Genomic DNA, 23,446 nt, shown 5'->3' with positions numbered 1-23,446 from the left:
TGTCAGGTCACGTCGGGTCGAGGCGGGGGGCATCCTCCGGCGCGAGACCCTCCCGCGGCGAGACGGGCGCCCTGCCCCGCTGGAGCCTCCAGGCGCTGAAGAGCGCCGTCAGAGCCGCGAGCCACGCTGCACCCAGGACGAACCCGCCGACCACGTCGGAGACGTAGTGGGCGGCGAGGGCCACCCGGGAGAAGCCGATCCCCACGACGACAAGCGCCGCCACCGCCACGACGGGACGTCGCCACCTGACGGGCAGCACCGGAAGGAAGACCAGCAGCAGGACGCCGTAGCCCACGATCGCCGCCTGGGCGTGCCCGCTCGGGAAGCTGGCCCCGGCCTCGTGGACGAACGGGTGGTCGACCACGGGTCGGGTCCGGTGCACCAGGGCCTTGACGGCGCTGTTGAGCAGCGAGGAGCCGGCGACGGTCACCGCGGTGAAGATGGCGAGCCGCCAGAGGCGACGCCAGAGGAGCCACACGACGCAGGCACCGATGACGACCTGCCACGCCAGCGCCGACCCCGAGTCGCTGAGCACCCGCATGACCTCGACGAAGAGCGGACGGGTCAGCCCGAAGCGATGCAGGCTGTCCCGGGCGCCCTGGTCCGCTGCCAGCATGGGACCGAAGTGGTCCTCGACGAGCAGGAGGAGCAGCGCGAAGGGCACGGCCACCAGGACCAGGGCGGCCCCCGCCCATGCCCATCGGGCGGCATCACGCCGGCGCGGCGACGACGGGGGCTCGGCAGCCCACGGTCGTGACGACATCTGGTGCTCCTTCGATCACGTGCTCGGTACCCGCCACGTGCAACCACGCGCGGATGAACCACCCACGATCGCGGGCCCCTGCTGAAGCCTTGCTGAACGGCACGTCCGTCCTGGCTCGGGTTCGCGGGCTACTGTGCCGCCTGAAGGAGGTGCCATACCGATGCGCGTGCTGCTCGTCGAGGACGAGGTGAACATCGCCGGAGCGCTCAAGCAGGCGCTGACCGCCGAGGGCTTCGTCGTGGACGTGACCCATGACGGGGTCACCGGACAGTGGCTGGCAACCGAGAACCCCTACGACGTGGTCGTCCTCGACATCATGCTCCCGGGCCGCAACGGCTACGACGTGCTGCGCAACCTGCGCACCCAGCAGGTGTGGACACCCGTTCTGATGCTGACGGCCAAGGACGGCGAGTACGACCAGACCGACGCCTTCGACCTCGGCGCCGACGACTACCTGTCCAAGCCCTTCAGCTTGCCGGTCCTCGTGGCGCGACTGCGCGCCCTCGTGCGCCGAGGCGCCCCGGAGCGACCGGTGACGCTGACAGCCGGCGACCTCGACGTGGACCCCGCCCGCCACGTGGCCACGCGCGCCGGCACGGTGCTGCAGCTGACCGCGCGCGAGTTCGCGATCCTGCACTTCCTCGTGCGCCACGTCGGGGACGTCGTCTCCAAGGCCCAGATCCTCGACAACGTCTGGGACCCGACCTACGAGGGCGGCGACAACATCGTCGAGGTCTACGTCGGTCACCTGCGCAAGAAGATCGACGCCCCGTTCGGGACCGAGTCGCTCGAGACGGTCCGCGGCCGGGGGTACCGCCTGCGCGCCGTCACCGCCGGCAACGGCGGCACCGGCGGCACCGGCGGCAACGACGCCTGACCTCGACGGGGTCGTCACCCTCTCCTGGGGCGGGACACCGCAGGCTGGAGAGGTCGATGCTCGTGCCTCGGGTGGTGGGACCCCGGCGTCGTTCAGCATCGGTTCAGGCCGCGGGGGGCATTCTCGTGTGGCCCACCAGACGACCCGGGCACGAACCCGTGCCCGAGTGGTCGTCTCCTGCCCCTGCTCTCGAGAAGGACACCGGTGACTGCACCCGCCGACGCCAACCAGAACCTCTTCAGCCAGGTCAACGACCTGGCCCGGCACACCCCGTGGCTGCACGGCCTCGCCTCGGGCTACGCCGAGTACGGCGTCGCCCTCTTCGGCGTCCTGGTCCTGGTCGGCGTCTGGCAGGCCCGCCACGCAGATCACGGGCGGCTCGCGGCTGCCCTGTGGGCCGGCATCGCCACCGTCTTGGCCGTCGGGGTCAACCAGCCCGTCGTGTCGATGGTGGCCGAGCCCCGGCCCTACCAGACCCATCCGGGCATCCTCGTGCTCGTCGCGCGCAGCACCGACTGGTCCTTCCCGTCCGACCACTCCGTCATGGCCGGCGCCTGCGCTGTCGGGCTGCTCATCGCCTCGCGACGACTCGGCATCATCGCCGCGGCCTTGGCGCTGCTGATGGCGGCCACTCGCGTGTACGTCGGCGCCCACTACCCCATGGACGTCCTTGCGGGCCTGGTCCTCGGCGCGGGGGTGGCGGGCGTCGGCTGGCTCGTCCTGCGCAAGCCGCTCGCGCTCGCAGTCTCGCGGGTGCGCCACCTCTCGCCCGTCCGGGCCTGGTGCGAGCCCCGGCCCGGCATCTGACGGTCGTGCGGGCGCGTCGTCGACCAGCTCGACGACGCTCCCGCCGCAGGGCATGGCAGGGCAGAAAGCCCGTCTGCTTCGATGAAGCCTGCCCGCATCCACCCGAACCACGAGCGAGTGCGGCAGCCGTTGCATCGCCCACGTGGCGTCCACGCCGAAGGCCCCGGTTTCCTCGAGGAAACCGGGGCCTTCGCGCTAGCTCAGGGTCACGCTGGCCAGGTCAGTGGCACTGCCGACCAACCGGACGTCACTCGTCGCAGAGCTGTTCGTGACATCCGCCGACCGACGAGTCAGCTGTCATCGGTCACACCATGTCCGTTCGACAGTCACGTGACATTCTGGGCCTCGGAGCTGCCGCATGCGCGAAGTCCGTCGGTGTACGTCCGTGCTGCCGGACACGAATCAGTCAGGGGGCGCTCGGGGTGAGCGGGGCGATCACGGCATAGTCGGGACCGAAGTAGTCGTTCGGCTCGGCGAACATCTCGAGCTGGATCTGCTGGCCGGTGAACGGGCTGAGGTCAAGGGTGACGGTGGCGGCCCCGGTCGCGTCAGTCCAGAAGGCGACCGCGTGGCCGGCGCAACGGACGCCGACGCCGTAGAGGGCGTTGGCTCGCAGCCCCGTGAAGACCGCGGTGGCGGTGGTGCCGGCGAGGGTGATGGTGCCGGGCGAAGGGGGCTGCGTCGTGCTGATCGTGGTGGTCGTGGGCCCAGAGACGGTGCTGGTCTGGGTCGGGAGCTCCTCGCCGTGGCTGCCGGGGGCGCCGTGGTGCGCGGTCGTGGTCGTGGTCACGCTCGAGGGTGTGGTCGTGGTCGTCGTCCAGGCAGTCAGGACTGGCGCACCCGGGGTGCAGGCGCCCGCGATGTTCACTGCGTACTCGAGGTCGTAGGCCGGTCCGGATGTCGACGTGAACGTCGCGGGAGCCGGTGTGACGGTGACGATCGGGGTCCCCACCGTGCTCGTCGTCGTCGTACACGTGGTGATGCCCCGTGAGAAGGAGCAGCCGGCCGGGACCGCGGAGGCCGGGTTGCCCCCCGTGGCGGCACTGGCCGTGCCGGACATGACGGCGAGAAGTGCGACGGACGTGGCGAACGACGCGGCGATTCGGACCTGGTTCAAAGTGACTCCCAGCTGGTGCGACGTCAGGGACGACGTCGACGGTGTCCCGGCTGTCTGAACGATCAGCCGGACCCTCGCGGCGCGGTGAGGGGATCGGCGCTGGGGTTCACCCGGATCGTAGGAGGCGCCCAGCTGTCGCGGAGCCGTTTTGAGAAGAATGCCCGGCTCGCTTCGGCGATCGTCGGGGCGGACTGACCGTCATCCCCGATGCGGAAGACACGTGGGGCGGCACCGATGAACGGTGCCGCCCCAGCGCAGTCTCTATGTCAGGGTGACCAGACCCGTGACGGTGCTGACCAGACGAATGTCATCTGTGACCACGGCCCTGATGACATTCCTTGGCCGATGACATCAGCTGCAGCCGCTGGTGCTTCCGCAGCCCTCGCAGACATAGCAGGAGCCGGCGGGACGCATCTTGGTGCCGCAGGTCATGCAGATCGGAGCGTCGGCCGTGATGCCACCGAACTTCTCGAGGAGCTCGGCCGAGCTGTGCACGTCCGAGGACGCCTCACGGGCGGAGGCTGCACCGGCACCGGACTTGACCTCGGTCGCGTCGAGCTCGCTGCCCTTGGTCGAGTCGTCGGACTTCGGCTCGGCCTTCTTGGAGACCGGCGCCGACTGCTGGAGCGACTCGAGCTCGTCCTCGAGGTCCTCCGAGTCGTCGGACTCGGTGGCCTCGTAGGAGCCGGTCTCGACCTGACGGGCCCGCTCCGACGCCGTGTGGATGCCCATGAAGGAGCGGGTGTCGAAGTCGAGGTAGTCGAGTGCCAGGCGACGGAAGACGTAGTCCATGATCGACTGCGCCATGCGCACGTCCGGGTCGTCCGTGAGGCCGGCCGGCTCGAAGCGCAGGTTGGTGAACTTCTCGACGAACGTCTCGAGCGGCACGCCGTACTGCAGGCCGATGGAGACCGCGATCGAGAAGGCGTCCATCACGCCGGCGAGGGTCGAGCCCTGCTTGCCGAACTTGAGGAAGATCTCGCCGAGCTGCTGGTCGTCGTAGGTGCCGGCCGTGAGGTAGCCCTCGGCCCCGCCGACGGCGAACGACGTCGTCTGCGAGCTGCGGCGCTTGGGCAGGCGGCGACGGACCGGGCGGTACTCGATGACCTTCTCGACCTTGATGTCCGCGGCAGCGGCGTCGGCGGCGGCCTTGTTGTCCTTGGCCGTCGAGCCGCCGTCGGACAGAGGCTGGCCGACCTTGCAGTTGTCGCGGTAGATGGCGAGCGCCTTGATGCCGAGCTTCCAGCCCTGCATGTAGACGTCCTGGATCTCCTCGACCGTGGCCGTCTCGGGGAGGTTGACCGTCTTGGAGATGGCACCGGACAGGAACGGCTGCGTCGCGGCCATCATGCGGACGTGGCCCATGGCCGAGATCGAGCGGGCACCCATGGCGGTGTCGAAGACCTCGTAGTGCTCGGTCTTGAGGCCGGGAGCGTCGATGACGTGGCCCTTGTCGGCGATGTACTCGACGATGGCCTCGATCGACTCCTGCTGGTAGCCGAGCTTCTTGAGCGCACGCGGGATGGTGAGGTTGACGATCTGCATCGAGCCGCCACCGACGAGCTTCTTGAACTTGACCAGCGAGAAGTCCGGCTCGATGCCGGTCGTGTCGCAGTCCATCATGAAGCCGATGGTGCCGGTGGGCGCGAGGACCGACGCCTGGGCGTTGCGGTAGCCGTGCTTCTCACCGAGCTTGACGACGTCGTCCCACGCCTTCGTCGCGAGCTTGTGGACGTCGGAGTCCATCGCGTCGAGCGTCTTGATGTTGTCGTTGGCGGCCTGGTGCTTGCGCATGACCCGCTTGTGGGCGTCCGCGTTGCGGGCGTAGCCGGCGTATGCGCCGACGACCGAGGCCATCTCGGCGGAGCGCTTGTAGGCGGCACCGGTGAGCAGCGAGGTGATCGAGGCGGCGAGCGCGCGGCCACCCTCGGAGTCGTAGCCGTGTCCGGTGGCCATGAGCAGCGCGCCGAGGTTGGCGTAGCCGATGCCGAGCTGGCGGTAGTTGCGCGTCGTCTCACCGATCGGCTCGGTCGGGAAGTCCGCGAAGCAGATCGAGATGTCCATCGCCGTGATGACGAGCTCGACGACCTTCTGGAAGGTGACGGCGTCGAACGTGTCGTCGTCGCGCAGGAACTTCAGCAGGTTGAGCGAGGCGAGGTTGCACGAGGAGTTGTCGAGCGACATGTACTCCGAGCACGGGTTGGAGGCGGTGATGCGGCCCGTCTCGGGGTTGGTGTGCCACGCGTTGATCGTGTCGTCGTACTGGATGCCCGGGTCGGCGCACTCCCATGCGGCCTTGGCGATCTTGCCGAAGAGCTCACGCGCGTCGACGGTGTCGATGACCGAGCCGTCGGAGCGCGACCGCAGGCCGAACTCGGTGCCGTCCTCGACGGCCTTCATGAACTCGTCGTTGACGCGGACCGAGTTGTTGGCGTTCTGGTACTGGACGGAGACGATGTCCTTGCCGCCGAGGTCCATGTCGAAGCCGGCGTCGCGCAGGGCGCGGATCTTGTCCTCCTCGCGCGCCTTCGTCTCGACGAACTCCTCGATGTCCGGGTGGTCGACGTCGAGGACGACCATCTTGGCGGCACGACGCGTGGCGCCGCCCGACTTGATGGTGCCGGCGGACGCGTCGGCGCCGCGCATGAAGGAGACGGGGCCCGAGGCCGTGCCACCGGAGGAGAGCAGCTCCTTGGAGGAGCGGATGCGGGAGAGGTTGAGGCCGGCGCCGGAGCCGCCCTGGAAGATCTTCCCCTCCTCCTTGTACCAGTTGAGGATCGAGTCCATGGAGTCGTCGACGGAGAGGATGAAGCAGGCGGAGACCTGCTGCGGGCTCTTGGTGCCGACGTTGAACCAGACGGGCGAGTTGAACGAGAAGACCTGGTGCAGCAGCGCGTGGGTCAGCTCGTGCTCGAAGATCTCGGCGTCGTCGGGCGAGGCGAAGTAGCCGTTGCTCTTGCCGGCGGCGGCGTAGGTCAGCACGACGCGGTCGATGAGCTGCTTGAGCGAGACCTCGCGGGCCGCGGTGCCGACAGCGCCGCGGAAGTACTTGGTGGTGACGATGGTGCTGGCGTTGACCGACCAGAAGTCGGGGAACTCGACGCCGCGCTGCTCGAAGATCGTCGCGCCGGTCTTCCAGTTCTGCTGGACGACGTCGCGCTTCTCCCACGTGACCTCGTCGTACGGGTGCACGCCGGGCGTGGTGTAGATGCGCTCGATCTTGACGCCCTTGGCGCCAGCCTTCGAGCGTGAGCTGCGGTTACCGATCTCCGTCATGTCGTGCGGCCTCCCTGACCGAATCTGCTGCTGGGGATGAGTCTTGCGTGGAGCACCGACAGTGGGCGGGTGCTCCGGTGGTGCGTGGAGGGTGGTTACCGCTGGGCGTCGAGCGGGGTCGGAGCGGTGGGCTCCTCCCCCAGCGCGTCGCGCTCGGCTCGTAGGAGCGCGATGGCTCCCTCGAAGTCCTCGAGGCTCTCCCACGCCTGGTAGACGCTGGCGAACCTGAGGTATGCGACCTCGTCGAGCTCGCGGAGCGGTTCGAGGACGGCCATGCCGACCTCGTGCGCCTCGATCTCGGCGTTTCCCTGCGACCTGATGGCCTCCTCGACCTTCTGCGCGAGAAGGGCGAGGTCGTCCTCGCTGACGGGTCGGCCCTGGCATGACTTGCGCACGCCGGTGAGGACCTTGGCCCGACTGAACGGCTCGGAGGCGCCCGACCGCTTGATCACGTTGAGGCTCGAGGTCTCGAGCGTGGTGAAGCGGCGGTTGCACTCGGGACACTGGCGACGCCGGCGGATGCAGGCGCCGTCGTCGGTCGTGCGCGAGTCGATGACCCGCGAGTCGGTGTGGCGACAGAACGGACAGTGCACGTCTGGTCACCTTCCCTTCCCCGAGACCCAGTCGTTCAACGATGGACAGCCCTCCCGCATGCCGTCCCAACGCCGTACCGGGCGACCGGCCGGGTTCGTGGCGCCGGCCGAGGCTGGGGATGGGGCTGGGGATGACGTGGGGATGACCTGTGCGTAACCCCCCGTTTGCCTGGGGACTACATGTGGACGTCTTACATCTGTGTAACTACTAGATGTTGGGGTAACTGTAGGCATGGTGTGACCCCGATCGCAAGCGAATCGCCGACGTCCGGCGTGGCGTGTCGCTGACCTGCACAAACGCCACTCGAGTCACATCGGCATCGGGCGTGTCGGGCAGGTCGTCCACCACATGTTGGGGTCCGACCCGCCCGCGCATCCCGCATCTACCGCCGTGGCGCGGCTGCGTCGACCCTTGCGTATGCCGGGTGCCCGGGCGGGCGGGCGGGTCCCCTTCAGCGCAACCGGGCGATCCCGGGGCGGCACGCGAACCACAGGCAGAGCGCCGCCATGGCCGCCCCGTAGACGCACGCCGCGACGAGCACGGAGGCGCCCGCGGCGAGGGCCCCGAACGCCGGGATCGCGAGCGGCACGAGCGCCATGTCGCCGAGGCTGGAGACCGAGGACACCCGCCCGAGGTGGCTCGGCGCGATCGTGCGCTGGTAGGTCCCCGAGAGCCACACGGACGCCGTGCCGGCCGCCACCCCGATGAGCGCCATGGCCCCCATGAGCGTCACCCGTGAGCCGATCCCGGTGGCCGCGATGCACGCGCCCTGCACCACGAGGACGGTGAACCCCGCCTGCGCCGGCCTCCGGACGCGCCAGCGGATCGCGACGACGCTCCCGGCGATGGCACCGGTCGCGAACGCCGCGTCGGCCGCGCCGAGCCATCCCGGCCCCCACCCGGAGGTGCTGACGCGCAGGGCGACCCCCAGGGCGATGACGGGCGAGACGAAGACGTTGAGGGCCGCGAGCCCCAGCACGAGCAGCCGCGCGGACTCGTCGCGACGCAGGTATGCCGCGCCGTCCCGAAGGCTCGCGAGCCAGGTCGCGTGCGGCGACCGTGGCATGCGGTAGCGCGGGTGCACGACGAGCGCCAGGACGCCCGCGACCGCGACGAAGGTGACGGCATTCGCGAGCATCGCCCCAGAAGGGCCGACGACGGCGACGGCCACCCCACCCACGGGAGCGCCGAGCAGGCGGGCGAGTCGGCCGCCGATCTGGCTCCAGCCGCTCACGGTGGCGAGGTCGGACGAGCGCACCAGCTGCCGCGAGAGCGTGGCTCCGGCCGGAAGGGTGAGGCCGGTCGCGGTGCCCAGCAGGATCCCCATGGTCATGAGCAGCGCCGCACCCCGCACGCCGGCGGCCCACGCGACGGCGCCGGAGAGCAGGACGGCCGCCTGCACGAGGCGGCCCACGACGAGGACCCGCCGGGTGTCCCAAAGGTCGGCGATGACGCCGCCCACCAGCACGAAGACGGCCTGCGGAAGCATCTCGGCGCCCAGGACAACCCCCGCCATCGCGGGTGAGAGCGAGTGGACCGCCGTCCATGCCAGGGCCACCGTCCACACGGCGTCGCCGAACCACGACAGGGCCAGCGTGCCCACCCAGGTCTGCACCATGCGGTCCCGGGTGAGGGGCGGCGGCGGGGGCCCGAGAAGGGCCGGCTGGATTGCCTCGAGCATCTCGGTCGCATCCGCCGGCTCGGTCGCATCCGCCGGCTCGGTCGCATCCGCCGGCTCGGTCGCATCCGCCGGCTCGGTCGCTCCTTCCGGCCTGATCGGCAGTGTCGGCTGCGTCGGGCTCGGCACCCGCGCGTCGGAGCCGGGGCTCACGGCTTTGCCGGGGCGCTCGGAAAGACGCGCGCCGAGACACGCACGGGGAGTCGCGGCACGTCGGGACGCGCCTCGGCGTCGGCGCGGCACTCCTGCCCCCACTCGACCACGAGCTCGGTGAGCCGACGGCTGAGCTCGGCCATCTGCTCGAGGGTGGCAGCGACGAGGGAGTCGGTGGCCACGGCTGCGCGGCGCACGTCCGGAGGCGCGGACTCCCCATCGGCGAGCCACCGCTGCACGGCGCGCACGTGGTGCCGGAAGTTCTCCGCCTCGGCACTCGAGGCGATCCGGCGCGCCACGGTCCCCTCGCCGTAGTCCGTCGAGTCCCACGAGACCTGGCGCGGGCGGCTGCGCCACCAGCTCTCACGGGTGTCGCGGGCCAGCTCGGGGGCCGGCTCGACGAAGCCGTAGCGGTGCAGCGTCCCGAGGTGGTGGCTGACCGACCCCACCGCCAGACCGGTGCGCCGGGCCAGCTGCCCGACGGAGGCCGGGCCCTCGACCAGCAGCAGCTCGCACAGCCACCGGCGCGTCGGGTGGTGGAAGGCGGTCAGCACGTCGAGGAGCGCGCTGCCCGTCTCGCTGCCGAGCTGCCCCTCGGCGACGGGGGTCGTCCGGTCGTGTCGTTCGGATGCAGGGCGTCGAGGCATGTCCGCCACCTTCGCCTCGACCCGGCCACATGCACAAGACCTCTTGTATGACTTGTCACCCGAGGGTCGCCCGCGACATGACCTGGGCAGGTCCTTGCCCTCGGCGCCCTCCATGACAGAGTCTCCTACCGTGACAATCCGGACATCAGCGAACGACGTCCTCGACGCGCTGCAGCGACGTGAGGAGGCGCTCGCCGGTTACGACGTCCTCGGCAACGCGCCGCAGCGCGAGCTGCAGGCTCTGGTGGACATCGCAGCCCAGGTGTGCGCGGTCCCGCGCGCCGCCATCAACATCATCACCTCGACGCAGCAGCAGCAGATCGCCACGACCGGCTTCGCCGCCTCGATCTGCGCCCGCGAGGACTCGATGTGCGCGGCGGTGCTCGACCACACCGACCGTGTCGTGGTCCCGGACGCCAGCCTGGATGCGCGCTTCCGTGAGAACCCCTTCGTGACAGGGGTTCTCGGGACCGTCCGCTTCTACGCGTCCGCGCCGCTGACGACGCCGGGGGGTGTCATCATCGGCCGCCTGTGCGTCTTCGACTCGCAACCGCGGGCGTTGGTCGAGGCCCAGGAGGACGCCCTCGTCGCGATCGCCGAGCGCGTCGTCGACGTGCTCGAGCTGCGGCTGCGCACGCGCGAGCTGGAGGACTCACTCGTCGCCCTGACCGAGACGAGGGACGAGCTGCACCGCTCCAACGAGGCGCTGTCGGTCTTCGCCGGCCAGGTGAGCCACGACCTGCGCACACCGCTCACCGCGATCATGGCGAGCACCGAGATGCTCGGGCAGCAGGCGGGGGTCGCCGGCGACGTGTGGGCCGAGCGTCTTGTCGCCACAGCGCACCGTTCGGCGACGCGGATGGCCGGCATGATCGAGCAGATCCTCGCCCACGCGAAGGTCGGGGCCGAGCTGCACCGGACCGACACCGACCTCGGGACGGTGCTCGCCTCGGTGCTGGAGGACCTCGCCCCGACCCTCGAGTCACGTTCGGCCACGGTGGTGGCGGGAGACCTGCCGACGCTGCCGGCCGACGAACAGCAGCTCTACTCGGTGCTGCTCAACCTCGTCTCGAACGCGGTGAAGTACGCACGGCCAGGTGTGGCGCCCGCGGTCCGCGTGGGCTCGGAGCGCCGCGGCGACCGCTGGCACATCGAGGTCCACGACAACGGGATCGGCATCTCCTCAGCGGACCGCGACCGGGTGTTCGAGCTCTTCAACCGGGTCGAGACGTCGGTCGACGGCAGCGGGATCGGCCTCGCCACCGTCAAGCGGATCATCGAGGCCCACGGAGGCACGATCGGGATCAGCGGGGCCGAGGGCCCGGGGACCGTCGTGTGGTTCGAGCTGCCGGTCGAGGTCGTCAGGGACGCGGAGCCGGCAGCTCCCGCCGGCTCGGCACCGACGCGCGCGCGCGGATGAGGACGACGGCGCCCACCACCAGGGCGATGACCGTCCGCGGGTCCGTGACGGCGGCCTCGGCGACGATGACGGGATAGAGGGACCACACCGACTGCCCGCCTGCAGGACCGCCCCCGCCCAGGGCATCGGAGTAGGCCATGCGGTCGGCCAGAGAGGCCGCACTCGAGCCCGCCGCCATGGCCAGGGCGGCACCCACGGCCCAGCACAGTCGGCGCAGCCGGTCACTCCCCCGACCGCCCGAGAGCACCTGCCATTCTCGAAGCCCGTTATCAGGGCGGCGATCCGCCGGGCTCGAGGACGAGGCGGCGGAGGGGCCGGGATCGGGACCAGGACCCTGGGCAGGACGGGAACCGCCCGAGTGACGCCCGCCATCACCGTCGAGGCTGCGCACGGGACGCAGCCCCGGATGCAGGCCGGGACGCAGGCCGGGACGTGACAAGCCGGCAGCCAGCACGAGCCCGAACGCCACGACGCCGACGAGCGGCGCGGCGGACAGGGCGTAGAGCGCGGTCGATCCGGCTGATCGGCCTCCGTCGAGGAGGTAGGCGACGGCGACGAGCGGCAGCGCCTGCAGCACGGTCAGCACGAGGCACGCCGTCAGGACCATTCGGTCACGGCGTGCGCTCACGGCGAGTCCGTGCTCGACCGAACCGGCATCGAGGCCGACCGGGCCGGCGCCGACCGGATCGCTGCGGCAGGAGTGGATGCGGCAGGGGTCGAGTCGAAAGGGACCGCCGCGGAAGGGATCGGTGTCGGCACTCACGGGACCAGCCTCGGTAGGTGGAGGACGTCGAACCCGAGTCCCGGGCCGACGGTGGTGCAGGCTCGCTCGTCGGCGCCCTGGAGCACCCGGAGGTCGGGGCGGCCGGCAGCCACGGCGATGAGGTTGCGGGCGCTCTCGGTCCCCGCACGCAGGTAGTCGGAGTGCCCGACGGAGGTTCGGCCGACGTCGACGAAGTCCGCCCGGGCGCGCAGCCAGTGGTTGCACCCCGTCCCGGGCTCCTTCAGCGCGAACGTCGACAGGCGCGTGGCTCCGACCACCTCACCGGGGGCTGTGCCGTGCACGATCGACCCGTAGTCGAACACGTCGTCGCCCAGCGCCCCGAGCACGTTGAGGGAGCCGGGCTTGAGCGCCGTCGCCGACGCGTCGGAGAACGGCAGGCCCGGCGCACCGAAGACCGCGACGTCGTCGACGGCACTCGTGCGCAGGGAGGCGAAACCTGCGAGCAGGCCCCCATAGGAGTGGGCCCACACGGTCTGGTGCGCAGGCCGGTCCCGCGCGGCCTCCAGCCCTGTCGCGAAGTCGGCCAGTGATGCCGCGTTGTCGCGGGCGAGCTTGGCGTTCAGGACGTTCCGGTCGACAGAGGTCACGATCTCGCGCACCTGTGGCGCCTCGTAGCCCATCCACGTCACGATCGCGACGTCCTGCCCGCGAGCCGCCGCCCTGGTCTCGGCCCGCAGGCGCACGAACGTGTCGTCGTAGCGACGCAGGTCGGTGTCGACCATCGTGGACAGACCCCCGACGAACGTCACGACGTGCTCGGCGGTGTCGACGTCCCCGATGGCGACCACGGCCTTCGGATGGAGCCCGGTGGTGTCGACGAGCAGGAGGCGGCGCTCTCCGCCGTCCCTGCGGCTCAGGACGTCTCGGATCGCCTGCAACGCAGCGACCTCCTGCGAGGCGAGGCGGCGCCGCGGCTCGCTGCCGACCCACCCGCCGTCACGTGCCTCGAGGTAGCGCACCCGGGCTGCCTGCTCGGCCCGCCCGAGGAGCACGAGGTTCGCCGCGTGGCGTGCCGCGGCGGGAACACCGTCGCGAGGACCCACCCACTCGGGCCGGTCACGGACCACCGTGCGCCTCTCCTCGTCGGTCAGGGACCGCCACCACGCCGCTGAGGCGAACGCCTGTCCCCCGACGCCCACACTTGCGGCGGGAGGCGGTGGCGGTAGGGTGGCCGGGATCGACGCGCTGCCCCCGCCGGCGGCCGTCGCCCCGCGCGCGGAGGAGAGGAGCTGCCGCAGCAGCTCCTCGTCGGCCAGGCCGGCGGCGCGGCGGGCCTGGTCCAGACACGCATGCACCTCGGCGCGGAGCAGCTCGTCGAGGCAAGCCCGATGCGCCTCGAGCAACGGTTCGCCGAGCACCGCTCGGACCGGAAGGAACAGGCGCCCCTCGCCGTCGACCCACGCGCCCTCCTCCGCGGCACGTCGGTCGGCGCGACCGATGAGGTCCAGCGCCGCCTGCAGCTGGGCCGCGGCCCGCCCCAGGGCCTGGCCGGCGACGGCGATGCTCGAGGCCAACCCGCCGAGCCCGGCCACCACGAGGCCGTAGCGGTCCGCCGCGGCAGACGAGGCGGCACCCAACCATCGCGGCGCGGCCGAGCGTCGCCAGAGCACCAGCTCGGCCAGCACCAGCACCCGTCGTCGGCGATCCTCGAGTCCGCGGCCGACGGCCGCCAGGGTCTGGGGACGGCTCGAACGGATGTCCCGCACCGACAGGGTCACCGCCGATCCCCCGCCGATCACCGGGAGGCCCCCGACGCTCGACCGACGCCGGCCCGAGCCACCTGCTCGACGGCGTCGTAGGTGTCGGCCGCCACGGCCAGGGCACGCCCCAGCTCCTGCAGCTCCCAGCGCGTCGCCGCCAGCCGCGCAGCCCAGGCCGCCGAGACGTCACGCAGACCCGGCGCGCACCGGCCTTCCGGGAGCGCGGCCGCGATCGGCGCCAGCTCGTCGGTGATCCCGAGTGTCTGCACGCGCAGGACCACCTCACGGATCGAGGTGACGTCGTCGCGCAGGTCCGCCGTGTCCACGTCGTAGCGCATGCTCTCTCCTTCCCGAGGACTGCCACGCTAGGCCGACGGGAGGGTGGCGGACCGGCGCCATCCACAGGCTTGCCCCCGGCGCCGTGCGGCGGGCCAGGACCATCGACGGTTGCGCCTGACCGCAACGGAAGCCGTTGCGCCGCAAGGGGACTCGGACGGCACCTACTCGCGACGGGACAGCGAGACGAGACCCGAGTCGGGACGGTGAGACGAGACAGGGAGACGAGACAGCGACACGGGACAGCAGAACGCCGCACCCCTGGTCAGGGGTGCGGCGTCCGGGCAGGAGCGACGGGGTCGAAGCGCCGCCACCGCCAGCCGCTGAAGGTGGAGCCAACGCGGCAGATCGGGAGGGACGGGTGGATCGGCTGCCAGGGACACGGCATACGCGATCGACCGGCCCCAGGGGCCGACGGACTCAGCGCGCCGGAATGACCAGCTGCTGGCCGGCGTGGAGCGCCGTCGTGCTGAGGCCGTTGGCGACCTGGAGCTCGACGACACCGTCGGACACGGCGAGCTCCGGGAGCTCGCGGGCGGCGACCCCCGAGAGCGTCTGGCCCGACTGGACCGTCACGGTGCGCGGCTCACCCGAGGCCGAGGCGAGCTGGCCGGCGAGTCCCACGCCCAGGACGGAGACGACCGTCGCCACGAACAGGGACACGACGAGCCGTCCGAAGCGGGTCAGCCGCAGCGGCGGCTGTGCGTCCCCCACGGCGCGCGACCGTCGCACCTGGCGATCAGCGTCGGGCCCGGTGGGCACGAGGACGAGCCGGGGCCGGCCGGTCGGCGCGAGCCGTGCGGGCCCCTCGGCGTGCTGGTGACGAACGGCCTCGAGGACGATGGCGCTCATGGTGACCTCCCCTTGCTCCTGAACTTGCGAACACATGTTCGATAGAACGTCTGTACGAGTTGTAGCACGTATGTTCGATGAAGTCGAGACACGCCTCGAACAGGTGTTTGGCAACTGTGTTCGAACTCCGTAGTCTTTCCTCACACCACAGACCTCATCAGCCACCACTGACACTGGCCTCCCGCCCAGCGTCGGAGCACGGCCTGACGAGCCGACGAAGGGGACACCATGGGCGTGACCGAGCTTCCCGACCGCGAGACCGGTGACGGCCTGACCGTCCGCCAGCGGCGAGTGCTCGAGGTCATCCGCAACTCCGTCGACCGGCGCGGCTACCCGCCGAGCATGCGAGAGATCGGTGACGCGGTCGGGCTGGCCAGCCCCTCGAGCGTCTCGCACCAGCTCAACGCGCTCGTCGCCAAGGGCTACCTGCGGCGCGACCCCAACCGGCCGCGAGCCCTCGAGGTCGTCTCCCCCGACGCGAAGGCCGAGGAGCTCGGCTACCGCGGCGGTGACGCGACCCCGTTGCGACCCCGTGGCGACCAGTACGACACCGAGACCGACTCGGGCGACGCCCGCCCCGAGGCCTCCTACGTCCCCGTGCTGGGCCAGATCGCGGCCGGCGTCCCCATCACCGCCGAGGAGGTCGTCGAGGACGTCTTCCCCCTGCCCAAGCAGCTCGTGGGCGAGGGCGACCTCTTCCTGCTCAAGGTCAACGGCGACTCCATGGTCGACGCCGCGATCTGCGACGGCGACTGGGTCGTCGTGCGCCAGCAGCAGCACGCCGACAACGGCGACGTCGTGGCCGCGATGCTCGACAACGAGGCGACGGTGAAGACCTTCAAGCGCAAGGACGGTCACGTGTGGCTCATGCCGCACAACGACGACTTCTCCCCCATCGACGGCGACCACGCCACGATCCTCGGCAAGGTCACCGCGGTCCTGCGCCGCATCTGAGGCCGGGCCGATGCCCTCGTCACGCACCCGAGACGTCGTCCTGACCTACCGCTACCTGCGCGGTGCGATGATCGCGCTGCTGCTCATGCTGCTGCTCTCGGTCGGCTACCAGTGGTGGTGGGAGACGGGGCCACTCGTGCTGGCTCGGGTCGATCAGCGCCTACTACTACACCCCGGCCCGCGCGGTCTTCGTCGGCTCGCTGTGCGCCCTCGGGGCCAGCCTCGTCGCCTACAAGGGCCACTCACCGGAGGAGGACGTGCTGCTGGGATTCTCGGGGCTCATGGCCTTCGTCGTCGCCTTCGTGCCCACCGTCCCGGACGGACGCTGCGGCCCCAACGCCTACAGCCAGACCCCCGCCGAGATCGCGGCGGCCGTGCGCAACAACATCTGGTCGCTCGTCGTCGTGGCGGCCCTCGCGGCCGGCGTGACCGCCTGGCTCAAGCGCGGCACCGTGACGCGCGACTCGTCCGAACGGCCGACCGTGCGCTCGGTCGTGGTGACGGTCGTCTGCGGCGCGATCCTGCTCGGCGAGCTCGTCCTCTTCCTCGCCCTGCGTGACCGGTTCATCGCGCTGAGCCACGACATCGCCGCCGGGACCATGGTGGCCGGCGTCATCGCCGTGATGGTGCTGAGCGCGCTGCGCGCCGAGGACCGGCACCGGGGTGCCGGGGCGGGCACGGTCTACAAGCGCATATACATCGCGATCGCCGTGGCTCTCGCGGCCGCCCTCGGGACCACGGTCCTGGCGGCCCTGACGGTGCACGGCTTCGACCACCTGGTGCTCATCGCCGAGGTCATCGTCATCGTGCTCTTCGCCACCTACTGGGGCGTGCAGACCAAGGAGCTCTGGGACCTGCGTGCCGCCGACGGCCTCGAGGCCCGGCCGACTCAGGGCGTCGTCGAGTAGCCGCCCGGACGGACCGGGCGACGGGGCGAACCCCGAGCCCGACGAGCGGACAATCCGACGAGCCGGCGCCACGGCAGCCGCGGCGCTCAGTGGCCCAGCGCACCCCGCAGGTCGGTCAGGGTCGGGCCGAGCGGAGCGTGCAGGCGCAGCGTCGCCTCCGCGTCGCCGCGCGTCGCCGAGCGGGTGACGATCGCGACCGGCACGTCCCGCTGGTGGGCCCGGCGCACGAAGCGGTAGCCGCTCATCACCGACAGCGACGAGCCGAGCACGAGCACGGCCCCGGCTGCCTCGACGAGCGAGAAGCACTGCTCGACCAGGGCCTTGGGCACCGACTCGCCGAAGAAGACGACGTCGGGCTTGACCGTGTCGTGGCCGCAGACGAGGCAGCGGGGCGCGTGGAAGGACTCGACGAGCGAGTCGGCGAGCACGATGTCCCCGTCGGGTCGCACCTGCTCGCCCCACTGCGAGCCCACCGTCCGCGCCGCGTCGGCGAAGCGCTCCATGAAGCCGGGGTTCGCCTCGGTCATCCGCTCGTGCAAGCCGATTCGCGTCGTCCTCTCACCGCAGGTGAGGCAGACGGCACGATCGAGCGAGCCGTGCAGCTCGATGACGTCCGTGGCTCCCGAGGCCTGGTGCAGACCGTCGACGTTCTGGGTGATGATCGGCCCGACGTAGCCCGCCCGCTGCAGGTCGGTCACGACGCGGTGGCCCTCGTTGGGCCGGGCCGCGTTGAACCGCTGCCACCCGATGTAGCTGCGGGCCCAGTAGCGCCGCCGGGCAGCGCTCGACCCGGCGAACTCGCCGAAGGTCATCGGCTCGACCCGACGCGTGCCGTCCGGCCCCCGGTAGTCGGGGATGCCCGACTCGGTCGAGAGCCCTGCCCCGGAGAGGACGACCACGCCCCCGCCGCTGACGAGGTCGACGAGGTCGTCGAACGTGCCGAGGTCGTGCGTCTCGAGCGGAAGCGTGCGCGTCGTGGAGAGCCGGGTGACCGCGGTCGACTGCGGGGGTATGCCGTTCGGCTGCTTCACCCGGTCAGCCTACGTGCCGATCGACGACCCCTCGCGTGCCGCCAGGTTCGCCGCTTTTCCATAATCACCGGTTATGATTTTCCCATGATCGATGCTGCCGGCCTGCGGGTCATGAAGGCCATTGCCGACGAGGGAAGCTTCACGAGCGCCGCGAACGCCCTGGGCTTCACCCAGCCGGCCATCTCCCAGATGGTCCGGCGCCTCGAGCAGCGCACGGGGACGGTCCTCGTCGAGCGCTACGGTCGCCAGGTCCGCCTCACCGAGGCGGGTCAGGTGCTGGCACGCCACGCCGTCGGCGTCCTCGCCGCGCTCGACGCCGCCGAGGAGGAGATCACGGCCATCGCGGGGCTCCGGGCCGGGAGGGTGCGCCTGCAGGCCTTCCCCAGCTCCTCGGCGACGCTGGTCCCTCGGACGCTCGCCATCCTCAAGGCCCGCCACCCCGACATCACCGTCACCTTCACCGAGGCCGAGCCGCCCGAGTCGCTCGCCGCCCTTCGGCGCGGCGACTGCGACGTCGCGGTCGCGTTCGCCTACGAGGGGGGCGACCTCGGCGAGCTCGAGGAGGACCTCTCCCTGCTCGTGACGCGTCGCCTCATGGACGACGAGGTGCGGCTCGTCGTGCCCGGCACCCACCCGCACGCGGGCGACGAGGCCGCGACGCTCGCCGACTTCTCCGGTGAGGAGTGGATCGCCGGGTGTCCCCGCTGCCGCGGGCACCTGCTCTCCCTGGCCGACACCGCCGGCTTCCGACCCAACGTGGCCTTCGAGACCGAGGACTACGTCGCCCAGCTCGGCCTCGTCACCGCCGGCCTCGGCGTGGCCCTGGTGCCGGACCTGATCCTCAACGCCGCCAAGCACGACGAGGTCGCGACCCTGCCGCTCTCGCCGGCCTCGCGCCGCCAGATCCTGGCCGTCACCACTCCGGACCTGCTGCGCGTCCCCGCCGTCGCAGCAGCCCTCGACGCCCTGTGCGAGGCCGCCGGATCCGACCCCAAGGTCTCCCCCGCCCAGCTCGTGGGCGCCAAGGCCTGATAGCCGGCCAACCACTGGAACGCCGCTGGCCGGCCACTGACGGGCAGGGAGCACCACGGCGGCGCGATCGGGCGCGCCACGGGCGCGGAGGTCGCACCCGGCATACGGTGGCTCCATGGGTGACCGCGAGCGCATCTCCTACCTGCCCGTGCCCGACCGCGACACGGTCCCGGAGGGCGTGAGCCGCCTCTGGGACAAGGCGCAGGACGCCTTCGGCTTCGTGCCGAACGTCTTCCGCGCCCAGGCGGTCAACGGTGAGCAGTTCCTGGCGTGGTGGGGCTACTTCAACCTCCTCGTCAACAAGGAGGGACACCTGAGCAACGCCGACCGCGAGCTGCTCGCGGTCGTCGTCAGCAGCGTCAACCGTTGCACCTACTGCGAGGTGAGCCACGGAGCGGCCCTGCGCGAGCACATTGGAGACCCCGTGACGGCCGACCTCATCGCCTCGAACTGGCGCCAGGCCGGGCTCGCCGACCGAGAGCAGGCGATGGCCTCCTACGCAGAGAAGCTCACCCTGCACCCCGCCGACGTCACCGAGGCGGACCTGCAGCCGCTGCGCGACGTCGGCCTCGACGACCACCAGGTGGTCGAGCTCGTCCAGGTCGTCGGGATGTTCAACCTCACCAACCGCGTGTCGACGGCGCTCGGCTTCGTGCCGAACCCGGAGTACCACTCGAGCGGCAGAGCGACCTCATGACCCGGGTGGCGCTCGCAGCGCCCGGCCCGTCCGCCCTGCAGGCCGGGCTCGAGGTGGCCGCCGAGGGTGGCAACGCCGTCGACGCGGCGGTCTCCGCCTCCCTGGCGGCCATGAGCACCGAGCCCGGCGTCGTCAGCCTGATGGGCGGCGCCTTCGTCAACGTGTGGCTCGCCGGCGAGACGCCCGTCGTCATCGACGGCAACGTCGAGATGCCCGGCCGGGGACTCGCGCCGTCGGCCTTCGGTCACGGCGTGCGGCAGGTCCCCACCGACTACGGCGGCGGCGTGACCATCGGTGCGGGGCACGCCGCGGTGGCGAACTCCGGTGCGGTGCAGGCGCTCTCGGCCGCCAGGGACCGCTTCGGGCAGGTGCCGTGGCGTCGGCTCGTCGAGCCCTCGGCACGAGCCTGCCGCGAGGGCTACCGCGTCGGCGCTGCCGCCGCCCTCTACCTCGGCATCGTCCGCGACACGCTCTTCGGCGACAACCCCGAAGCGCACGCACTCGTCACGGGGGCGGACGGCGGCCCGCTCGAGCCGGGCGAGACCTCGCTCAACCTCGACCTCGCCGACATCCTGGACCTGCTTGCGGCACAGGGAGCCTCGCTCTTCACCACGGGCGCCGTCGGACGGGTGCTCGTCGAGGACATGGCCGCCAACGGCGGCCTCATCACGGCGGCCGACCTCACGGCATACGAGGCCGTCGTGCGCGAACCGACGATGCGCACCGTCGGGGCCTGGCACATCGCCCTGAACCCACCTCCCTCCGTGGGCGGGCCCATGCTCGCCGCGATGCTCGGGCAGCTCGCGCGGCACGAGAGCTGGACCTGGGCGGAGGTCATCGACATCCAGCGCCGCGTGCTCGCCTACCGGCTGTCCGTCCACGACCGGTCCCGAGACCTCGATGCGGACGGGCACGCCCTCCTCGAGGCGGTCGAACGACACGGACTGGCAGGCCTGCCCACGTCGGCGTCCACGGCGCACGTGTCCGCCGTCGACGAGCACGGGAACGCCTGTGCGATCACGATGTCCGCCGGCTACGGCGCCGGCATGGTGATCCCCGGCACCGGCATCCTGCTCAACAACGCGCTCGGTGAGCCCGAGCTCAACCGGCTCGGCGTGCACGCCGTCGCGCCCGGCACGCGCCTCGCCTCCAACATGGCGCCGACGACGGGACGCAGCTCCTCAGGTGCCGCCCTCGCCGTCGGGTCGCCGGGGGCCGACCGGATCACCACTGCGCTCATGCAGGTGCTCGGGCGAGGACTCCTGCGCGGCGACGACCTCCAGCACTCGATCGACGCGCCACGGCTGCACGTGCGGTTCATGGACGACGGCTCCCCGCGCGTCGAGCACGAGCCGTCGGACGACATCGCCGCGGCCGTCGAGGCAAGCGGCCTGCCCTCGCACCGCTATCCCGGTCCTCACATGTACTTCGGCGGCGTCGGTGCCGCGGTGCTGGGTCCGGACGGGCTCGTGGCGGCCGGGGACGCGAGACGGGAGGCGGCGGTGGGGGTATCTCCATGAGGGTGCGCAGCGCCGCCCCATCCGACGCGCGGCCGGCACCGAATCATCTCGCGTCGACCCCCAACGAGAGGCCACCCCGATGACCATGACCGACGACCGCCCCGACGCTCCCGCCCCCTCCGCAGCGTCCTCCCGCCCGAACGGCATCGGCGCCCGGCTGGCGGCCGTCGTCGAGCCGCTCTTCGGCGGCCAGCTGCCGGTGCGCCTCAAGGCGTGGGACGGCAGCGTCGCCGGACCGACCGACGCACCCACCGTCGTGCTCCGCGACCCCGCTGCCCTCCGTCGCCTCGTGCGCCACCCCGGCGAGCTGGGTCTCGCCCAGGCCTACGTCACCGGCGAGCTCGATGTCGAGGGCGACCTGCTCGACGGCTTCCGCCGCGTGTGGTCGACGGCGCGCACGCTCGCGGGCGGCCGGCCGTCCGCGATCACCGTCGCCGCCGTGGCGAAGAACGGCATCCGCACCGCCTTCGACCTCGGGGTCGTCGGGCTCCCGCCCGAGCCGCCCGTCTCGCAGGCCCGGTTGCGAGGGCGCCTGCACACCAAGAGCCGCGACCGCAGCGCCATCGAGCACCACTACAACCTGTCCAACGACTTCTACTCCCTCATCCTCGACCCGCACATGGCCTACTCCTGCGGCTACTGGACGAGCACCGAGCCCGGCTACACCGTCGAGGACTCGCAGCGCGACAAGCTCGACCTCGTCTGCCGCAAGCTGGGCATCGAGCCCGGCGGACGCCACCTCGACATCGGCTGCGGCTGGGGCTCCCTGTCGTTGCACGCCGCCGAGAAGTTCGGCGCGCAGGTCGTCGGCGTCACGATCTCCAGTGAGCAGAAGGCCTTCATCGACGAGCGCATCCGCGAGCGGGGCCTGCAGGACCGGGTCGAGATCCGGCTCCAGGACTACCGCGAGGTCCCCGACGGACCCTTCGACACGATCTCCTCGATCGAGATGGGCGAGCACGTCGGACAGCGCAACTACCCGACCTTCACGGGCCAGATCCACCGTCTGCTGAAGCCGGGAGGCCGGGCCCTGATCCAGCAGATGTCGCGCACGACCCGTCCCGGTGGCGGCCCCTTCATCGAGGCCTTCATCGCGCCCGACATGCACATGCGGCCCGTCGGGGAGACCGTCGACCTCATCGAGCAGGCCGGCCTCGAGGTCCGCGACGTCCACGCCCTGCGCGAGCACTACGTGTGGACCGTCAACGCCTGGTACGACACGTTCGAGGCCAACTGGGACAAGGTCGTCGAGATGGTCGGCGAGGAGGTCGGGCGGGTCTGGCGGCTCTACCTCGTCGGCGGCGCGCTCGCCTTCGAGGAGGGCCGCATGGGCGTCGACCAGATCCTCGCGGTCAAGCCGACGGCCGACGGCCGCAGCGGTATGCCGCCCGTCCGGGCCTGGTGACCGTCGTGTCGTCGGTCCGGACGACGATCGCCCCCGTCGTCGCTCCCGCCGCCGAAGCCGCGGGCTTCGACGGCGGGGCCTTCGGGCGCACCCTGCTGCTCACGGCGCTGGCAGTCGTCGTAGTCCTCGGCATCACGTTCGCCGTCGCCCTGCGCGTCGGCAAGCAGGCCGTCATCGACGTGACGTGGGGGCTCGGTTTCGTCGCCATCGCGCTCACGGCCTTCGCGACGAGCGGCGGCCACGGGGACGGGCTGCGACGCTGGCTCGCCCTCGGCCTCACAGCCGTGTGGGGGCTGCGGCTCGCCGCGCACATCTTCAGCCGGTCGCGGGGCAAGGGCGAGGACCCGCGCTACGAGGCGATGCTCGAGCGGGTCGACGGCAACACGAACGTCTACGCCCTGCTGCGCATCTACCTCCCGCAGGGCCTCATCATGTGGTTCGTCTCCCTGCCGGTCCAGATCGCGATGTTCGTCGAGGGCGGCGTCGGCGCGGTGCTGTGGGTGGGCGTCGTCCTGTGGGCGGTCGGCTTCTTCTTCGAGTCGGTCGGCGACCTGCAGCTGACACGCTTCCGCAACGACCCGGCCAACAAGGGGACGGTGCTCGACACCGGTCTCTGGCGCTACACCCGGCACCCGAACTACTTCGGCGACGCGAGCGTCTGGACAGGACTCTTCCTCGTGGCGGCCAGCGCCTGGCCGGGCGTGCTGACGATCCTGTCCCCGGCCGTCATGGTGTGGAACCTCTACGGGGGCACGGGCAAGAAGCTGCTCGAGAAGGACATCGGCGACCGCCGACCGGACTACGCCGACTACGTGCGACGCACGAGCGGCTTCTTCCCGTGGCCGCCGAAGCCTGCCGATCCCTCGGTGGCCCGCGACTGACGGCACGAGCTGCA

21 protein-coding genes are annotated in these 23,446 nt (G+C 71.4%); 10 read left to right on the top strand and 11 right to left on the bottom strand.

Annotated features, from left to right (window positions below; translation table 11 throughout):
* Positions 1 to 7: 7 nt before the first annotated feature.
* Positions 8 to 763 (bottom strand): phosphatase PAP2 family protein, encoded by a 756-nt coding sequence (locus ABD297_RS08035; RefSeq protein WP_344254343.1) that lies wholly within the window; start codon positions 761 to 763, stop codon positions 8 to 10.
* A gap of 160 nt (positions 764 to 923) precedes the next feature.
* Between ABD297_RS08035 and ABD297_RS08030 the strand changes: the two genes are divergently transcribed.
* Positions 924 to 1,640, top strand: coding sequence for a response regulator transcription factor (locus ABD297_RS08030; RefSeq protein WP_344254342.1), 717 nt, complete (start codon positions 924 to 926; stop codon positions 1,638 to 1,640).
* Positions 1,641 to 1,844: 204 nt separating this feature from the next.
* On the top strand, positions 1,845 to 2,447 hold the full coding sequence (locus tag ABD297_RS08025; protein ID WP_344254341.1) for a phosphatase PAP2 family protein: 603 nt from the start codon (positions 1,845 to 1,847) through the stop codon (positions 2,445 to 2,447).
* Positions 2,448 to 2,853: 406 nt separating this feature from the next.
* Here ABD297_RS08025 and ABD297_RS08020 read toward each other — a convergent pair whose 3' ends face one another.
* The 5 genes from ABD297_RS08020 to ABD297_RS08000 form a co-directional block, all read right to left on the bottom strand.
* The gene (locus ABD297_RS08020) at positions 2,854 to 3,564 is read right to left on the bottom strand and encodes a hypothetical protein (protein WP_344254340.1); all 711 of its coding nucleotides are present in this window, start codon (positions 3,562 to 3,564) and stop codon (positions 2,854 to 2,856) included.
* 351 nt (positions 3,565 to 3,915) lie between these two features.
* A complete protein-coding gene (locus tag ABD297_RS08015; RefSeq protein ID WP_344254339.1) occupies positions 3,916 to 6,840 on the bottom strand; it encodes a vitamin B12-dependent ribonucleotide reductase in 2,925 nt (974 codons plus the stop codon).
* Positions 6,841 to 6,935: 95 nt separating this feature from the next.
* The gene (gene nrdR, locus ABD297_RS08010; protein WP_344254338.1) at positions 6,936 to 7,433 is read right to left on the bottom strand and encodes a transcriptional regulator NrdR; all 498 of its coding nucleotides are present in this window, start codon (positions 7,431 to 7,433) and stop codon (positions 6,936 to 6,938) included.
* Positions 7,434 to 7,885: 452 nt separating this feature from the next.
* Positions 7,886 to 9,115, bottom strand: coding sequence for an MFS transporter (locus ABD297_RS08005; RefSeq protein WP_344254337.1), 1,230 nt, complete (start codon positions 9,113 to 9,115; stop codon positions 7,886 to 7,888).
* Positions 9,116 to 9,261: 146 nt separating this feature from the next.
* Entirely contained in the window at positions 9,262 to 9,912 is a 651-nt protein-coding gene (locus tag ABD297_RS08000) for an ArsR/SmtB family transcription factor (RefSeq protein ID WP_344254336.1), read from the bottom strand.
* 130 nt (positions 9,913 to 10,042) lie between these two features.
* On the opposite strand from ABD297_RS08000, the gene ABD297_RS07995 reads away from it, so the two are divergent.
* Entirely contained in the window at positions 10,043 to 11,332 is a 1,290-nt protein-coding gene (locus ABD297_RS07995; RefSeq protein ID WP_344254335.1) for a sensor histidine kinase, read from the top strand.
* Here the strand turns inward: ABD297_RS07995 and ABD297_RS07990 are convergent.
* From ABD297_RS07990 to ABD297_RS07975, 4 genes are all read right to left on the bottom strand, one after another.
* A complete protein-coding gene (locus tag ABD297_RS07990) occupies positions 11,274 to 12,095 on the bottom strand; it encodes a hypothetical protein (protein WP_344254334.1) in 822 nt (273 codons plus the stop codon). The two genes, ABD297_RS07995 and ABD297_RS07990, sit on opposite strands and share 59 nt — an antisense overlap.
* Complete coding sequence (locus ABD297_RS07985; protein WP_344254333.1) at positions 12,092 to 13,834, bottom strand: alpha/beta hydrolase; 1,743 nt, start codon at positions 13,832 to 13,834, stop codon at positions 12,092 to 12,094. The genes ABD297_RS07990 and ABD297_RS07985 overlap by 4 nt, the downstream gene beginning before the upstream one ends.
* 17 nt (positions 13,835 to 13,851) lie before the next feature.
* Positions 13,852 to 14,154, bottom strand: a complete 303-nt coding sequence (locus tag ABD297_RS07980) for a hypothetical protein (RefSeq protein ID WP_344254332.1) — start codon at positions 14,152 to 14,154, stop codon at positions 13,852 to 13,854.
* Positions 14,155 to 14,572: 418 nt separating this feature from the next.
* A complete protein-coding gene (locus ABD297_RS07975) occupies positions 14,573 to 15,004 on the bottom strand; it encodes a LysM peptidoglycan-binding domain-containing protein (protein WP_344254331.1) in 432 nt (143 codons plus the stop codon).
* Positions 15,005 to 15,232: 228 nt separating this feature from the next.
* Between ABD297_RS07975 and lexA the strand changes: the two genes are divergently transcribed.
* Together lexA and ABD297_RS07965 are read left to right on the top strand one after the other, a co-directional pair.
* A complete protein-coding gene (lexA, locus tag ABD297_RS07970) occupies positions 15,233 to 15,958 on the top strand; it encodes a transcriptional repressor LexA (protein ID WP_344254330.1) in 726 nt (241 codons plus the stop codon).
* A 257-nt stretch (positions 15,959 to 16,215) separates the two neighbouring features.
* Positions 16,216 to 16,866 carry a hypothetical protein gene (locus ABD297_RS07965; protein ID WP_344254328.1) on the top strand — a complete coding sequence of 217 codons (651 nt, stop codon included), beginning with the start codon at positions 16,216 to 16,218 and terminating at the stop codon, positions 16,864 to 16,866.
* An 86-nt stretch (positions 16,867 to 16,952) separates the two neighbouring features.
* On the opposite strand, the gene ABD297_RS07960 is transcribed toward ABD297_RS07965, so the two are convergent.
* Positions 16,953 to 17,897: a Sir2 family NAD-dependent protein deacetylase gene (locus tag ABD297_RS07960; protein WP_344254326.1), complete on the bottom strand. Its 945-nt coding sequence runs from the start codon at positions 17,895 to 17,897 to the stop codon at positions 16,953 to 16,955.
* Positions 17,898 to 17,981: 84 nt separating this feature from the next.
* On the opposite strand from ABD297_RS07960, the gene ABD297_RS07955 reads away from it, so the two are divergent.
* From ABD297_RS07955 to ABD297_RS07935, 5 genes are all read left to right on the top strand, one after another.
* Positions 17,982 to 18,929: a LysR family transcriptional regulator gene (locus tag ABD297_RS07955; protein ID WP_344254325.1), complete on the top strand. Its 948-nt coding sequence runs from the start codon at positions 17,982 to 17,984 to the stop codon at positions 18,927 to 18,929.
* 115 nt (positions 18,930 to 19,044) lie between these two features.
* Positions 19,045 to 19,626 (top strand): peroxidase-related enzyme, encoded by a 582-nt coding sequence (locus tag ABD297_RS07950; protein ID WP_344254324.1) that lies wholly within the window; start codon positions 19,045 to 19,047, stop codon positions 19,624 to 19,626.
* The gene (locus ABD297_RS07945; RefSeq protein WP_344254323.1) at positions 19,623 to 21,146 is read left to right on the top strand and encodes a gamma-glutamyltransferase; all 1,524 of its coding nucleotides are present in this window, start codon (positions 19,623 to 19,625) and stop codon (positions 21,144 to 21,146) included. The genes ABD297_RS07950 and ABD297_RS07945 overlap by 4 nt, the downstream gene beginning before the upstream one ends.
* A gap of 79 nt (positions 21,147 to 21,225) precedes the next feature.
* Entirely contained in the window at positions 21,226 to 22,551 is a 1,326-nt protein-coding gene (locus ABD297_RS07940) for a class I SAM-dependent methyltransferase (RefSeq protein ID WP_344254322.1), read from the top strand.
* Between the two features lie 5 nt (positions 22,552 to 22,556).
* Positions 22,557 to 23,432, top strand: a complete 876-nt coding sequence (locus ABD297_RS07935; RefSeq protein WP_344254321.1) for a DUF1295 domain-containing protein — start codon at positions 22,557 to 22,559, stop codon at positions 23,430 to 23,432.
* Positions 23,433 to 23,446: the final 14 nt, after the last annotated feature.

Origin of the sequence: Terrabacter carboxydivorans (assembly GCF_039532035.1) — a bacterium.
GTDB classification, from domain to species: domain Bacteria; phylum Actinomycetota; class Actinomycetes; order Actinomycetales; family Dermatophilaceae; genus Terrabacter; species Terrabacter carboxydivorans.
This window is presented reverse-complemented; position numbering and strand designations above follow the sequence as displayed.